Below are 12,671 nucleotides of genomic sequence, written 5' to 3'. Positions count from 1 at the left end.
GAGCAGCGTCCATGGGTTCCTCATTCAATAGCGGCGGCATGCGCGGTGGCCGTGGCCGCAAGTTCAAGTCCGAGATCAACGTCGTGCCGTATATCGACGTGATGCTGGTGCTGCTGATCATTTTCATGGTGATGCCGTCGTCGAACAATCCCAGCGTGGTGAACCTGCCCAACGCGGAAAAGTCGGCGAAACCGCCCGATGACTATATTCAGATCGTGCTGAAACCGAATGGTTCGCTGTCGATCGGCGTCATCGGCAAGGAACAGCTGTCGCCGGAAACGGAACCGAACCGCGACGCGCTGCTGCGCAAGCTGCGCGGTTTGCATGAAAGCAATCCCGACTATCCCGTGATGATCGCGGGCGACAAGGAAAGCAAGTACGACGATGTGATCCAGCTCATTTCGGAAGCGAAAAAGATGGGCATTACCCGTGTCGGCCTGGCCACCAAGTAAGCGCAGCATCCTGTTTCCAGACTTGACCGTTTTTAGATAGACTAGACTTTGCAGAACAAACAAATCGACCATGTACTCGGCAAGCCCTACAGCGTGCCGCGCGAACGCAGCCGCTGGCCCTCGCTGGGCCTGGCGCTGGCGATGCACCTTGGCCTGCTGTTTTTCCTGTGGGTGGGCGTACACTGGCAAAATACGGAACCTGTCGCCGTCGAAGCGGAAGTGTGGGACATGAAAGTGCAGACGGCCGCGCCGCCGCCCGAAGTGGCGACGGAACCGGAGCCGACACCCGCCCCGCCGCCGGAACCGCAAGTGGAACAGCCGGCCCCGCCGCCACCGCCGCCCGTGGCCGCGCCCGAGCCGAAGGTCGACCTGCGCGAGGCGGAGATCGCCCTGGAACGCAAGAAGGCCAAGCTGAAGGAAGAAAAAGAGAAAGCGGCAGAGCAAGAACGCCGCAAGCAGGAACAGAAGGAACGCGAGGAAGAAAAGCGCGAACTGGAAAAACAGAAGCAGAAAGAAAAAGACAAGGCTGACAAGCTGGAGAAAGCCAAGCTGGCCAAAGAGAAAGAAAAAGCAGAAAAAGCGGCGGAAGAAAAAGCCGAGAAAGAACTGTCCGAGAAAAAAGCGGCGGCGGAAAAAGCCGCCAAGGCAAAAAAAGCAGCTGCCGAAAAAGCGGCGGCAGACAAATTGCGTGCCGATGATATGAAGCGCCTGATGGCGCAGGCAGGCAACGGCACCACGGGCACGGCCGCGAAAGCGACCGCGCCACGCAAGGACAGCGGCTATGTCGCTGCCCTGACGAGCAAGATCAAGAGCAATATCGCGTACAGCGGTAGCACGGAGGTGCCGGGCAACCCGCGCGCCGTGTTCAAGATCGAGCAACTGCCAACTGGGGAAATTATTTCGGTCCGAAAGATTAAAAGCAGCGGCCTGCCGGCGTATGACAGCTCGGTGGAAAACGCCATTAATAAATCGTCGCCACTGCCGAAGAAAAAAGACGGCACCGTGGAACGCGAGATTGAACTCATATTCGAGATGAAGGATTTGCCTAAATGATGACCATGAAAAAAATGAGCTATGTCGTGCTCTGCGCCAGCCTGATGCTGGGAGCGTCAAGCGCCCAGGCGCAGCTGCGCGTGGAGATTACGGGGATCGGCAGCAACCAGATCCCGGTGGCTGTGGCCAGCTTCGTCAATGAATCGGCGGCGCCGCAATCGCTGTCGGGCATTATCAAGGCCGACCTGGCGCGCAGCGGCGTGTTCAAGCTGATCGACGCCGATGCGCCCGTGGCGGAAACGGCGCCCGTCAGCTACGAGCAGTGGAAATCGCGCGGCGCCGACGCGCTGGCGGCCGGCAGCGTGCAAAGCATGGCCGATGGCCGCCTGGACGTGCGCTACAAACTGTTCGACACCATCAAGGGCGCGCAGATTTCCAGCATGAACAATGCGGCCGCGCCGCAGTTCAACCGCCTGCTGGCGCACAAGATCGCCGACGACATCTATGAAAAGCTGACGGGCGTCAAGGGCGCGTTCGCCACCCGCATCGCCTACGTCACGCAATCGGGCCGCGAATACCGCCTGGAAATCGCCGACGCCGATGGCGAAGGCATTCAGGTCGCCCTGCGCTCGAACGAGCCGATCATTTCGCCATCGTGGTCGCCGGACGGCACCAAGGTCGCGTATGTGTCGTTTGAAAAGAAAAAGCCCATCGTCTACGTGCAAAACCTGGTGACGCGCCAGCGCACCATCGTGTCGAATGAAAAAGGCAGCAATTCCGCGCCGAGCTGGAGCCCGGACGGCTCGCGCCTGGCCGTGGCCCTGTCGCGCGACGGCCATACCCAGGTCTACACCGTCAATGCCGACGGCAGCGGCTTGCGCCGCGTCAGCACCAGCAGCGGCATCGATACGGAACCCCAATTCTCGGCCGATGGCCAAAGTATTTACTTCACCAGCGATCGCAGCGGCGGACCACAAATCTACCGCATGTCGACCAGCGGTGGCGAAGCCAAGCGCGTGACGTTTGGCGGCTCCTACAACATCAGCCCGCGGATTTCGTCCGACGGGAAGACACTCGCTTATATTTCCCGTCGCGACGGCAATTTCCAGCTCTACGCGCTCGACCTGGCTAGTGGCCAGGAACTGCGCCTGTCGGACACCGCCAACGACGAATCACCGAGCTTTTCGCCCAACGGGAAATATATCATGTACGCGACCGAATCCGGACGACGCAAGTCGCTGGCAGTGGTATCGGTGGATGGCCGCGTCAAACAGCGTTTGACTACGCAAGCTGGCAATATCAAGGAGCCCACCTGGGGTCCTTTTATGAAGTAAATGCTGTACAGTTTCACCTTTAACCATGACCCGGAGAATAAAAATGAGTAACTTTAAAAGTTTGGCTTTCATCGCCGCTACCGCAGCCCTGCTGTCCGCCTGCAGCACCCCAGTCAAAGTTGCAGAGACCCCAGTGGTTGAGCGCGCTCCTGAAAAAGTCGCAGCTCCAGTTGACACCCGTCAAGTTCAGCCAGTAACGACCGCATCGGTCGATCCACTGGACGATCCAAAAGGCGTGCTGGCTAACCGCAGCATCTACTTCGACTTCGACAAATACGTCGTGCGCGAAGCGGACACCCCAGTCGTGCAAAACCACGCTGCTTACCTGGTGAAAACCCCATCGCGCAAGATCCTGATCCAAGGTAACACCGATGAACGCGGTGGCGCTGAGTACAACCTGGCCCTGGGCCAGAAACGTGCTGAAGCCGTGCGCAAGTCGATGGCTGCCCTGGGCGTGCCAGAAGGCCAAATGGAAGCCGTGTCGCTGGGCAAAGAAAAGCCTAAAGCACAAGGCAGCAACGAAGCAGCATGGGCTGAAAACCGCCGCGCTGACATCGTTTATTGATGTTGACGGGTGAGCGCGGCAGCATTGGCGCTTACCTAACTGGCCAGTCATAGGCATAATAATGGGGCGCAGCGCGGTGATTCACCGCCCGGCGCCCCGTTTGCATGTTTTGCGTAACCTTAGAAAGCCCGACCCATGATGACATTCTCGAAAGCCGGCGTCGCCGCCGCCTTGATGGCCGCGTTTGCCTACCTGCCCCTGCACGCCAACGCCGCCCTGTTCGACGACGACGAAGCACGCAAAGCCATCCTCGAGCTGCGCGCCAAGGTCGACGCCATGGCGCGCGACCTGAACGGCCGCATCGACGCCAAGGCGGACAAGACCAGCACCCTGAGCCTGCTCAACCAGCACGACCAGACCATGCAGGAGATCGCCCGCCTGCGCGGCCAGATCGAAGTGCTGGGCAACGACCTGGCAAATGTGCAAAAGCGCCAGAAGGATTTCTACACCGACATCGACGCGCGCCTGCGCAAGCTCGAACCGCGCCAGGTCACCATCGACGGCCAGGAAGCGGCCGTGGGCGTGTCCGAGCAAAGCGCGTACGAGTCCGCGTTCGGCCTGTTCAAGTCGGGCGACTACAAGGGCGCCGTCACGGCCCTGGACGCCTTCGTCAAGCGCTATCCGGAATCGGCGTACGCAGCCAACGCGCAATACTGGCTGGGCAACGCCTATTACGCCCAGCGCGACTGCAAAAACGCCATCACGGCCCAGCAGGCAGTGCTGAAACACTACGCGGACAGCCCGAAGGCGCCCGACGCCATGCTCAACATCGCCAGCTGCTACACGGAGCTGAAAGACAAGCCGAACGCCACCAAGACGCTGAACGCCCTGATCTCGCGCTACCCGGACTCCAGCGCGGCGCAAGCGGCCAAGGAACGGGCCGGTAAAAAGTAAAAGCGGGGAAAAAGTTGCCCGTTAGGTTTGACAGAATCCCGGGCACCCCCTATAATCTTTCTTCTTCGGGTCGTTAGCTCAGCTGGTAGAGCAGCGGACTTTTAATCCGTTGGTCGCAGGTTCGAATCCCGCACGGCCTACCACGAATACGCAGTACTGATCTGCTTGCGAGTTGTTATAGCAAGCATTTTTTTACGGCACAGTGTTACCGAAGTTGTTGTAAAAAGTTTTTGGGTCGTTAGCTCAGCTGGTAGAGCAGCGGACTTTTAATCCGTTGGTCGCAGGTTCGAATCCCGCACGGCCTACCAAATACTACAGAGAAGCCAACCGTTCGCGGTTGGCTTTTTTGTTTTGGGCAGCCACAATCACGCCCGATTTCAGCCTATCATTAATTCCACGCGGCGTGTGATCTCCTCCCAATCGACGCCAAAACGCTCCCTATTTTCCGGGAAAACATCAATCATGAACATATGATCCCAAACCTCTTGCTGCCACTCCCGAGGGGACACAATGGGAAGCCGCGCCAATTGCGCCTCTATTTTTGAATCACTTAATTCATCACGCTCCGCTGCAAATCGTACCCGCAATCTCTCGAGCCGCTTTGACCGCTCGTCAGGGCGAATCGACTTAATTAAGTTTTCTGCCATTACTTCATAGCAAAATGTGGCAAAAGGCTCCAATACAAAATGAGTAGAACCAGTTTCGCGAGATGCGCTTAACACGATATCAGTCAGTGAAAGATTACCGGCCATCCAGCCACGATAAAATTCCTTAGTCCCCTCAAGTAGCCGCCCCGGCAATATCTCAGCATCAGGCCCAACGATTGCAATAGCCGGGGCGCGTGGCCCCTTGTTAAGTGCGCGAATGACAGCAAAACCAGTGCATGCAGCAACAACCACAAGCAAATTACATTTGGTTGCCCTATTCAGGCTCTGAAGAGGAACAGTCAACTCTTCCCAACGCAGTCCCTCCGCATCAACTTCCGAACTTGGAAACAAGCCATCATCGCCACCATGAGCCTCTAAATGAAGTACCGGAATCATTCCAACCGTCTTCGCTAAATGCTCTGCACGAGCAATCGACGCAAGTACTTCGGCCTTGGTTTGACAAGGACAATAAATGGACCATCCAGCACGCCTCCCCTCCATCCATTCGTGCAGGTCACGCCCAGTACGCTTCTCGTCCACCGATAGCCATTCGATAATCCACACATTTGTGGTGCGGACAGCAGCGATACTTGGCGGATGCGGGAAAGACTCAAATTGACCGAGTTCATCGTCTGTAAGTTCGTGAGCACTCATTTCCGCCCTTTAGCGACGATAGCTTTGGAATAAATTAATGAATACCTTGCTGCTTGCACATGCGCCGCGAACAAAACCACAAAAAACAGACGCAATTGCCTAGCTGCGACTCATATTGCGGCATACGCTATCACGTCCGCCGCGCCCGCAACCACTCCTTCAGCGCATCATTCATGCGCGTTTGCCAGCCATCACCGGTGGCCTTGAAGGCATCGAGGATCTCGGCGTCGAAGCGTATGGTCGTGCTGACTTTGCCACCAGTGCCGGCGGGCCTGCCGCGGCGGCGCGCCACTTCCTGTTGCGCCTCGGGACGGGAAACGGGCTTGTCGCCCACTTGCCAGACGCCCTGCTCGAAAAAACCGTCCGTCAATTCGGGCGCATCGTCGGGATCAACCCAGGCTTTGCCAGTATTTTGCGATTTCGCGTTCATTTGCTTTCCTCATGCTGATGATTCTGCGCGCCAGTCCACGCGGCGTCCAGACCAGTACTACCAGGCGCTCGTCGAGCCAGCCGGCAGTGATGAAACGGGGTTCGCCATAGTCCTGGCGCTGGTCCGGCAGCGTCATGGTGAGTCCGCCAAACACTTCGCGCGCACGCGCAAAGTCGAGACCCCGCTCGCTGAGCGTCTTTTCACGCTTGACAGCATCAAAAGTGATTCTCATTATTTATTGTAGTAACAAATAATGAGGAAATCCAGCCCTGTTTTCGAAGCAAGGGCACCATCAGAGAAGCTACATCTCTGGTCTCAACGCGATGCCAACACCGGCCTTCCAGCCAGATGCGCGACCACCGCGCCCACGACCCGCCCCAGCGGCACCTCCACCCAGCGGTAAAACGCGGCGCCGGCCGCCAGACTGGCGCCCCAAGCCGTCAGCATGCCCAGCGCCTGCCACTCCGGTTCGAGCGGGACATAGCTGATAAACAGCGCATTCACCAGCAGGCTGACGGGAAAGTGCACGAGGAAGACGGCATACGAGATGCGGCCCAGAGTGTTGACGATATTCCAGGCACGGCCCTGCGACGGGGTGCGGGCGCGGCCGAACAGGAACAGGGCGCAGGCGACGATCAGGGCCAGGGCGATGCGGCTGCGGTAGTCGACAGCCAGGGCCAGCAGCACGGGCACGGCGGCCATGGCCATGAGCGCGGTCATGGCGCCGGGCTTGCGGGCCGGGTCGCTGGCCCACCAGGCCATGAGCCCCAGGCCATAGCTGCCGAAGAAATACGGCGCCCAATTGTCCCAGTCCGCGTCCAGATTGAAATACAACAGGGAAAAAGTGATGCCCACAGTGATGGCCAGCGGCATCAGCCAGTGCCCGCGCCGCTGGCCGGCCAGGCGGCCGCCCAGCCACAGCAGCAATACCGTCAGCAGGTACAGCTGGAAATCGATGGCCACGTACCAGGCGCCTGCCGACAGCGACTCATAGCCGAGCACGCCGTGCAGCAGCAAGGCATGGGCGCTCAGCTGACCCAGGGTGACGGCGGCCGACATGGAGTCGTGCATCATCCAGATGCCGGCCACAGGGGTGATGATGGCCGCGAGCAAGGTGGCGGCCAGGAAAGGCGGCGCCAGCTTGGCATAGCGGCGCCAGACGGCCTGCAAGGGCGTGGCGATGCCGGGACGGCCTGCAGGAGAGAGGGACTTGGCGACGAGAAAGCCGCCGATGACGAGAAACACTTGCACGGCGATGCGCGCGCTGCCGCCCAGCCAGCCCAGCAACTCGGGCCACAGGGGCTGCACGTAGTCGGACATGGGCCCGTAAAACGCCAGATGGTGCAACACGATCAACTGCGCCGCGCCTGCCTTCAAACCATTGATCCAGCCAAACTGCGGACGATTTGCCAGGTCCGCCTGTAATACCACTGCTGCTGCCGTCATTCCCAATCCTTGCCGTGCCAGGTAGTGTCGCCAGCCCATCGCGCAACAGGCGCGCGGCCGAGGATTTACCGAAAGGCCGACATCATAGCCGAGCCTGGCACTTTGGTGACGCGCGGCAGATGAGCGCCATCAGTCCTTGCGCGACAAATCGGCGCGCAACAGGGTCTGGATCACGCTGCCGCCCTGCGCGTTCGCGCGCACCGCGACCACCATCGACGGCATGACGAACAGCACGCCATCCCGCTCCTCCCAGGTATCGAGCAACTGCTCCAGCTCGCGCCCCAGCGATTCCGGCCGCTTGAGCTGCTGCGCCAGTTGCGCCGCGCACTTGCCGTCATTGCCAGTGCGGCGCGGACACTCATCGACGCGCACGAAAGGCGTCTTGCTCTCGCGCAAGCGCGCGGACAATTGCGCCGTCACCGCTGCCGGCGCGCCATCCAGATACAGATGGTAGGACGGCACACGGCAGCATTCCCTGGACAGCAACAGCACACCGACCGCGGAGCCAAAAGCGGCCGTTGGGGCCGATGGCACGTAGGCAAACGGCGGCGCGTCGCCGTCCCGCACAAAAGTCCTGGCCTGCTCGGCGGCGTTCGCGGCGCGCCAGCCCGGCAGACAGGCGGCATTGGCGGCGGCAAAACAGCGACGGTAGCCGGTTTGATCGCTGATAAACAATTCCTCGACTACACTGCGTGCGCCGGCAGCGCCAGGCGCGATACCGTCCGGACGGACCTCCCAGCTGCCCGCGCCGTTCTTGTGCCATGCGAACGCCGTGCGCGACCAGGCCCACAGCCGCTCGTAGGGGTTGAATTGATAGCTGGGCGCGTCCGCCAGGTAGATTCTCGGCAAGGGAATGGGATCGCGCCGCTTGCCGTCCGCATCGACCACCAGCATCACGGACGGCGCATATTCGCTGTCGACATAGGCAAACGATGCCCCGTCGGGCGAGATGGCCGCCAGAACATAGGCTTGCAGGTAGCCGTCCCCTTCGGGCGGACTGGGCAGCACGGTGGTTTTCAGCGGCAGGCCACGCAACAGGAAACCGGGACGCTGATCGACGGGGAAATAGCGCACGCCCGGAGACAGGGGGAAGCCATGCATGTACGTCTCATTGCCACGGTAGCCGTATTCCGACGCCGCAATCTTCTCGACCACGGCCTTGCCCGCCTGCTCGTGGACCAGCGCCAGCATGCCGTCGTCTTCCTGCCGCTTGACGAAATACACGGGCTGGGCGAAATCGGTCCAGCGTTCGATGCCATCGGTGGTCTTGACGACGATTTTGTCGTTATATATCAGCCGCATGGAGTGATTCTCGGTGGACATCAGGGAGCCGCCGCCCTGGCGGTACTCGACCGACAAGGCGGCAAACCGTCCGTAGGTATCGGCCTTGGTCACCTTTTCGCCGCGCCGCAGCACGGCAGCATATTCGCCCGTGGCCGGCTCCGTGTAAGGCCAGCAGCCAGTCAGCAATACGAAAGCGGCGGCGCACCGCCAGCGATATCGTGCAAAAATTTTCATGCGTCGTCAGCCCTTCAGGTCAGGACTGCCCGCCCATGCTGCAAATTCGGCAATCTTGCAGGCATTCTACGGCAGATTCAGGGCTGACTCAGGACTGATTCGCGTGCGGCTGCTGCGCGAGGATGGCGTCGAGCAAGCCGGGAAAACGGCTCTCGATATCGGCGCGGCGCAGCGTATTCATGTGCGTCGTGCCCGCGTTTTCCGTGTAGACGAGGCCCGCTTCGCGCAAGACCTTGAAATGGTGAGAGACGGTCGATTTCGGCCGCCCGCCGTCGAGGTCGCCGCAAGCGGCCGCGTCGACTCTAGCCAGGTGGCGCACGATGTCGAGGCGGATCGAATCGCTCAAGGCGTAGAGCACGCGCTCGAGGACGAATTCGCTGGCGGGAGGATGTTTGTGTGGACGCATGAGCAGAATCATACAGCATGCGCTATACTAATTCCATTCTTCGAATATTTACGAACTACCGAATCAGCATCTCCCCATTTTCCTACTAACAAACACAAAGGCCACCATGTCCGCCCTCTTCCAGCCCTACACCCTCAAAGACATCACCTTGCGCAACCGCATCGCCGTGCCGCCCATGTGCCAGTATATGGCCGTCGATGGCCAGGCCAACGACTGGCATCTGTCGCATTACGCGGGCATGGCCCGTGGCGGCGCCGGGCTGGTGATCGTCGAAGCGACGGCCGTGGCGCCCGAAGGCCGCATCACGCCCGGCTGCACGGGGATCTGGAACGATGACCTGGCGCAAGCCTTCGTGCCTGTCGTCAAGGCCATCAAGGCGGCCGGCTCCGTGCCCGGCATCCAGATCGCCCACGCGGGCCGCAAGGCCAGCGCCAACCGCCCATGGGAAGGCGACGACCACATCCTTGAAGGCGATGCGCGCGGCTGGCAAACCATCGCCCCGTCCGCCATCGCCTTCGGCGGCGGCCTGCCGAAAGTGCCGCGCGCCATGGACCTCGACGATATCGCCCGCGTGAAACAGAACTTCGTCGACGCGGCCATTCGCGCCCGTGAAGTGGGCTTCGAGTGGCTGGAACTGCACTTCGCCCACGGCTACCTGGCGCAAAGCTTCTTTTCCGCCCATTCGAACCAGCGCGACGATATCTATGGCGGCAGCGTGGAAAACCGCAGCCGCTTCCTGCTGGAAACCTTGAAAGCCGTGCGTGAAGTGTGGCCCGAGCACCTGCCGCTGACCATCCGTTTCGGCGTGCTGGAATTCGACGGCCGCGACGAGCAAACCCTGCTCGAATCGATCGGCCTCGTGCGCCAGTTCAAGGATGCGGGCATGGACATGATCAGCGTCAGCATGGGCTTTACCATTCCCGACGTGTCGATTCCGTGGGGCCCGGCCTTCATGGGACCGATCGCCGAGCGCGTGCGCACGGAGGCGGGCGTGCCCGTCTCGTCCGCCTGGGGCTTCGGCACGCCGGCCATCGCCGAGCGCGTCGTCAAGGAAGAACAGCTCGACGTGGTGATGGTCGGCAAGGCGCACCTGGCCAATCCGCACTGGGCATACTTTGCCGCCAAGGAACTCGGCGTCGAGCGCGCCTCGTGGACCCTGCCGGCGCCGTACGCGCACTGGCTCGAGCGCTACTGATCGGTCTTGGGCTTTAACGTTGCCGGATGCCCCTCCAGGGGCAGTTCCGGCAAGAACAACAGGAAGACCAGTCCCACCAGCAGCAGCACGGCGCCGGCGCCAAACACGCTGGCGATCGCATGGCGGTACACTTCCACCGTCTGTACCGCCGCCTGCGCGCCCAGCGCCGACACGGCTTCCACACCATGCTGGTGCAGCTGGTGCGCGAGGATGGCGCCGGACGCCGTCACGCCGAGCAAGCCGCCCAGCGAACGGAAAAAGGCCAGCATGGCCGTGCCCACGCCGCGGCGCGCCAGGGGCAAGGCATTTTGCACGGCGATCGTCATGTTCGGCATCACCAATCCTAATCCCGTGCCGAGCAGAAAGATGGCCGGTTCGATGACCCAGTAACCGCGCGACGTTTCCATGGCCCAGGCCAGCACGGCAAACGCCAGCAGCGCCACGGCCAGCCCCGCCACCTGCACCATCTTGTACTTGCCCGAGCGCGACAGCACGCGGCCGTTGAACATCGACGACGCCACCAGCCCCACCATCATCGCCACCGTCATCACGCCCGATTCGGCGGGACTCGTACCCATCACCAGCTGGAAGAACAGGGGGAAGAAGACGCTGGCGCCCATCAGACCCATGAAAGTCATGGCCATCACCAGGCTGGCGATATTGAAGGTGCGGTTCTCGAACAGGTCGGGCGGCAGCACGGGTTCGTCCACCCTGCCCACGTGGAAGGCCAGCCAGGCGCCCAGCAACAGGGCGACGCCGCCGCACACCTTGACGGCGAGAGAGTCCCACGGCCACTCCGTGCCGCCCAGCGCCAGCACCAACAGGGCCGCCGTGACGGCGCCCGTCAGCAAGGCGGAACCCAGGTAGTCGATCTTGTGCGCATGCGTGCGCGCCGGCTTGCGCATGGCGCGCGCGATGATGACAAAGGCGGCCGCGCCGATGGGCAGGTTCACATAAAAAATCCAGTGCCACGACAGGGCATCCGTAATGACGCCGCCCAGCACGGGCCCCAGCACGCTGGTGACGGCAAACACGATGGGCACCATGCCTTGCCGCTTGCCCCGTTCGGCGGGCGGCACGACGTCGCCGATGATGATTTGCGCCAGCGGCATGAAGCCGCCCGCACCGAGGCCCTGGATGGCGCGGAAGATAATCAGTTCCGTCATGTTCTGCGCCAGCCCGCACAGCACGGAACCGAGCAAAAAGGTCAGCAGGGCCGTAAAGATCATGGGACGGCGGCCGTACTGGTCGGCCAGCTTGCCGTACAGGGGCATGGTGGCCGTCGACGCCAGCACATACGCTGTCACCACCCACGACAGATGCGCCATGCCGCCCAGGTCGTCGACGATGCGCGGCAGGGCCGTGGCGACGATGCTCTGGTCCAGCGCGCCCAGGCCCAGCACGGCCATCAGCCCCAGGTAGATGGCGCGCACTTCGCGCTCGGTGACGGGTTTTACAGCATCGGAGGCTTGATCGTGGCGGCTCATGCTTGTCCGATCTCAAGCAAGGGCTGCATGGCGGCTTCCAGTGCATCGACCTGCTGCGGCGACAAGCGGGCGATGCGCCGCGCCAGCGCATCGCGACGCCGCGCGCGCAGGGCCTCGAGCATGGTCAAGCCTTGCGCCGACACGTGCAGGCCCGAACGCCGGCGGTCCTGCGGATCGGGCGCACTGCGCTCGACCAGCCCCGCCTCTTCGAGCGACTTGACCTGGGCGCTGACGGTGGGCCCGCGCACGTTCTGCAGCCGCGCCAGCGCGGCCACGCCGATGCCGGGCTGCTCGTGGATCAGCGCCAGCAGCATGTACTGCATCATCGATACGCCGCCCTCCAGCTCGCCCCCTTCGCGCTGCATGGAGCGCAACAGGCGCTTGAACGCCACGCGCAAGTCATCGGACAGCGCCAGCGCGCGTTCGGGGATGGGAAGGTCTTCGGTAATAGGCATGGAATGAGTTAAATAGGTAGGCTATCTACCTATATTAGACCGAGCATGAGGGCCACGCAAGGCTTTTTTCCACCCCGGCCCTTCCCAAAACCGCCGTTGGCCGTCATAATAGCCGCCCTTGGGTCGTTAGCTCAGCTGGTAGAGCAGCGGACTTTTAATCCGTTGGTCGCAGGTTCGAATCCCGCACGGCCTACC

General features: G+C 61.5%; 14 protein-coding genes and 3 tRNA genes. 9 read left to right on the top strand and 8 right to left on the bottom strand.

All coding sequences use genetic code 11. From position 1 onward, the window contains the following. The first annotated feature begins 11 nt into the window (after positions 1-11). From AC1Q6X_RS14910 to AC1Q6X_RS14880, 7 genes are all read left to right on the top strand, one after another. Positions 12-452 (top strand): ExbD/TolR family protein, encoded by a 441-nt coding sequence (locus AC1Q6X_RS14910; RefSeq protein WP_223278896.1) that lies wholly within the window; start codon positions 12-14, stop codon positions 450-452. A 48-nt stretch (positions 453-500) separates the two neighbouring features. Beyond that, positions 501-1,505: a cell envelope integrity protein TolA gene (gene tolA, locus AC1Q6X_RS14905; RefSeq protein ID WP_492497695.1), complete on the top strand. Its 1,005-nt coding sequence runs from the start codon at positions 501-503 to the stop codon at positions 1,503-1,505. Positions 1,506-1,510: 5 nt separating this feature from the next. Beyond that, positions 1,511-2,779 carry a Tol-Pal system beta propeller repeat protein TolB gene (gene tolB / locus AC1Q6X_RS14900; RefSeq protein ID WP_070219589.1) on the top strand — a complete coding sequence of 423 codons (1,269 nt, stop codon included), beginning with the start codon at positions 1,511-1,513 and terminating at the stop codon, positions 2,777-2,779. A gap of 43 nt (positions 2,780-2,822) precedes the next feature. Then, positions 2,823-3,344, top strand: coding sequence for a peptidoglycan-associated lipoprotein Pal (gene pal / locus AC1Q6X_RS14895; RefSeq protein WP_034759187.1), 522 nt, complete (start codon positions 2,823-2,825; stop codon positions 3,342-3,344). Positions 3,345-3,479: 135 nt separating this feature from the next. Then, complete coding sequence (ybgF, locus tag AC1Q6X_RS14890; protein WP_070219558.1) at positions 3,480-4,238, top strand: tol-pal system protein YbgF; 759 nt, start codon at positions 3,480-3,482, stop codon at positions 4,236-4,238. 67 nt (positions 4,239-4,305) lie between these two features. Continuing rightward, positions 4,306-4,381: transfer RNA gene (locus tag AC1Q6X_RS14885), tRNA-Lys, on the top strand. Between the two features lie 89 nt (positions 4,382-4,470). Next, a tRNA-Lys gene (locus AC1Q6X_RS14880) sits at positions 4,471-4,546 on the top strand. A 69-nt stretch (positions 4,547-4,615) separates the two neighbouring features. On the opposite strand, the gene AC1Q6X_RS14875 is transcribed toward AC1Q6X_RS14880, so the two are convergent. The 6 genes from AC1Q6X_RS14875 to AC1Q6X_RS14850 all read right to left on the bottom strand — a co-directional run bounded on the left by AC1Q6X_RS14875 (position 4,616) and on the right by AC1Q6X_RS14850 (position 9,339). Continuing rightward, positions 4,616-5,539 (bottom strand): hypothetical protein, encoded by a 924-nt coding sequence (locus AC1Q6X_RS14875; RefSeq protein ID WP_492419377.1) that lies wholly within the window; start codon positions 5,537-5,539, stop codon positions 4,616-4,618. Between the two features lie 130 nt (positions 5,540-5,669). Further along, entirely contained in the window at positions 5,670-5,969 is a 300-nt protein-coding gene (locus tag AC1Q6X_RS14870; protein ID WP_492419375.1) for a BrnA antitoxin family protein, read from the bottom strand. Further along, positions 5,929-6,201, bottom strand: coding sequence for a BrnT family toxin (locus tag AC1Q6X_RS14865; protein ID WP_230505852.1), 273 nt, complete (start codon positions 6,199-6,201; stop codon positions 5,929-5,931). The genes AC1Q6X_RS14870 and AC1Q6X_RS14865 overlap by 41 nt, the downstream gene beginning before the upstream one ends. Before the next feature lie 83 nt (positions 6,202-6,284). Beyond that, positions 6,285-7,415 carry an acyltransferase family protein gene (locus AC1Q6X_RS14860; protein ID WP_492497694.1) on the bottom strand — a complete coding sequence of 377 codons (1,131 nt, stop codon included), beginning with the start codon at positions 7,413-7,415 and terminating at the stop codon, positions 6,285-6,287. Between the two features lie 129 nt (positions 7,416-7,544). Continuing rightward, positions 7,545-8,933 (bottom strand): hypothetical protein, encoded by a 1,389-nt coding sequence (locus tag AC1Q6X_RS14855; RefSeq protein WP_492497693.1) that lies wholly within the window; start codon positions 8,931-8,933, stop codon positions 7,545-7,547. Positions 8,934-9,021: 88 nt separating this feature from the next. Beyond that, positions 9,022-9,339: an ArsR/SmtB family transcription factor gene (locus AC1Q6X_RS14850; protein WP_492404259.1), complete on the bottom strand. Its 318-nt coding sequence runs from the start codon at positions 9,337-9,339 to the stop codon at positions 9,022-9,024. 106 nt (positions 9,340-9,445) lie between these two features. Here AC1Q6X_RS14850 and AC1Q6X_RS14845 point away from each other — a divergent pair, with 106 nt between their 5' ends. Then, positions 9,446-10,534, top strand: a complete 1,089-nt coding sequence (locus tag AC1Q6X_RS14845; protein ID WP_492497692.1) for an NADH:flavin oxidoreductase/NADH oxidase — start codon at positions 9,446-9,448, stop codon at positions 10,532-10,534. Here AC1Q6X_RS14845 and AC1Q6X_RS14840 read toward each other — a convergent pair. Both AC1Q6X_RS14840 and AC1Q6X_RS14835 read right to left on the bottom strand, forming a co-directional pair. After that, on the bottom strand, positions 10,528-12,021 hold the full coding sequence (locus tag AC1Q6X_RS14840; RefSeq protein ID WP_492497691.1) for an MDR family MFS transporter: 1,494 nt from the start codon (positions 12,019-12,021) through the stop codon (positions 10,528-10,530). The two genes, AC1Q6X_RS14845 and AC1Q6X_RS14840, sit on opposite strands and share 7 nt — an antisense overlap. Next, positions 12,018-12,476 (bottom strand): MarR family winged helix-turn-helix transcriptional regulator, encoded by a 459-nt coding sequence (locus tag AC1Q6X_RS14835; RefSeq protein WP_492497690.1) that lies wholly within the window; start codon positions 12,474-12,476, stop codon positions 12,018-12,020. Before AC1Q6X_RS14835 ends, AC1Q6X_RS14840 begins: the two co-directional genes overlap by 4 nt. 120 nt (positions 12,477-12,596) lie before the next feature. Between AC1Q6X_RS14835 and AC1Q6X_RS14830 the strand changes: the two genes are divergently transcribed. Continuing rightward, positions 12,597-12,669, top strand: a tRNA-Lys gene (locus AC1Q6X_RS14830). Positions 12,670-12,671: the final 2 nt, after the last annotated feature.

This window comes from Janthinobacterium sp. GW823-FHT06H09 (assembly GCF_058794735.1).
Note: the sequence above shows the minus strand (reverse complement) of the source record. Positions and strands in the feature narration are given on the sequence as shown.

Excerpts from the sequence above, each read along its gene's own strand:
- AC1Q6X_RS14850 (WP_492404259.1), bottom strand. The coding sequence starts at position 9,339 with ATGCGTCCACACAAACATCCTCCCGCCAGCGAATTCGTCCTCGAGCGC.
- AC1Q6X_RS14845 (WP_492497692.1), top strand. The coding sequence starts at position 9,446 with ATGTCCGCCCTCTTCCAGCCCTACACCCTCAAAGACATCACCTTGCGC.
- AC1Q6X_RS14865 (WP_230505852.1), bottom strand. The coding sequence starts at position 6,201 with ATGAGAATCACTTTTGATGCTGTCAAGCGTGAAAAGACGCTCAGCGAG.
- ybgF (WP_070219558.1), top strand. The coding sequence starts at position 3,480 with ATGATGACATTCTCGAAAGCCGGCGTCGCCGCCGCCTTGATGGCCGCG.
- tolB (WP_070219589.1), top strand. The coding sequence starts at position 1,511 with ATGAAAAAAATGAGCTATGTCGTGCTCTGCGCCAGCCTGATGCTGGGA.
- pal (WP_034759187.1), top strand. The coding sequence starts at position 2,823 with ATGAGTAACTTTAAAAGTTTGGCTTTCATCGCCGCTACCGCAGCCCTG.
- AC1Q6X_RS14910 (WP_223278896.1), top strand. The coding sequence starts at position 12 with ATGGGTTCCTCATTCAATAGCGGCGGCATGCGCGGTGGCCGTGGCCGC.
- AC1Q6X_RS14835 (WP_492497690.1), bottom strand. The coding sequence starts at position 12,476 with ATGCCTATTACCGAAGACCTTCCCATCCCCGAACGCGCGCTGGCGCTG.
- AC1Q6X_RS14860 (WP_492497694.1), bottom strand. The coding sequence starts at position 7,415 with ATGACGGCAGCAGCAGTGGTATTACAGGCGGACCTGGCAAATCGTCCG.
- AC1Q6X_RS14855 (WP_492497693.1), bottom strand. The coding sequence starts at position 8,933 with ATGAAAATTTTTGCACGATATCGCTGGCGGTGCGCCGCCGCTTTCGTA.
- AC1Q6X_RS14840 (WP_492497691.1), bottom strand. The coding sequence starts at position 12,021 with ATGAGCCGCCACGATCAAGCCTCCGATGCTGTAAAACCCGTCACCGAG.
- AC1Q6X_RS14870 (WP_492419375.1), bottom strand. The coding sequence starts at position 5,969 with ATGAACGCGAAATCGCAAAATACTGGCAAAGCCTGGGTTGATCCCGAC.
- AC1Q6X_RS14875 (WP_492419377.1), bottom strand. The coding sequence starts at position 5,539 with ATGAGTGCTCACGAACTTACAGACGATGAACTCGGTCAATTTGAGTCT.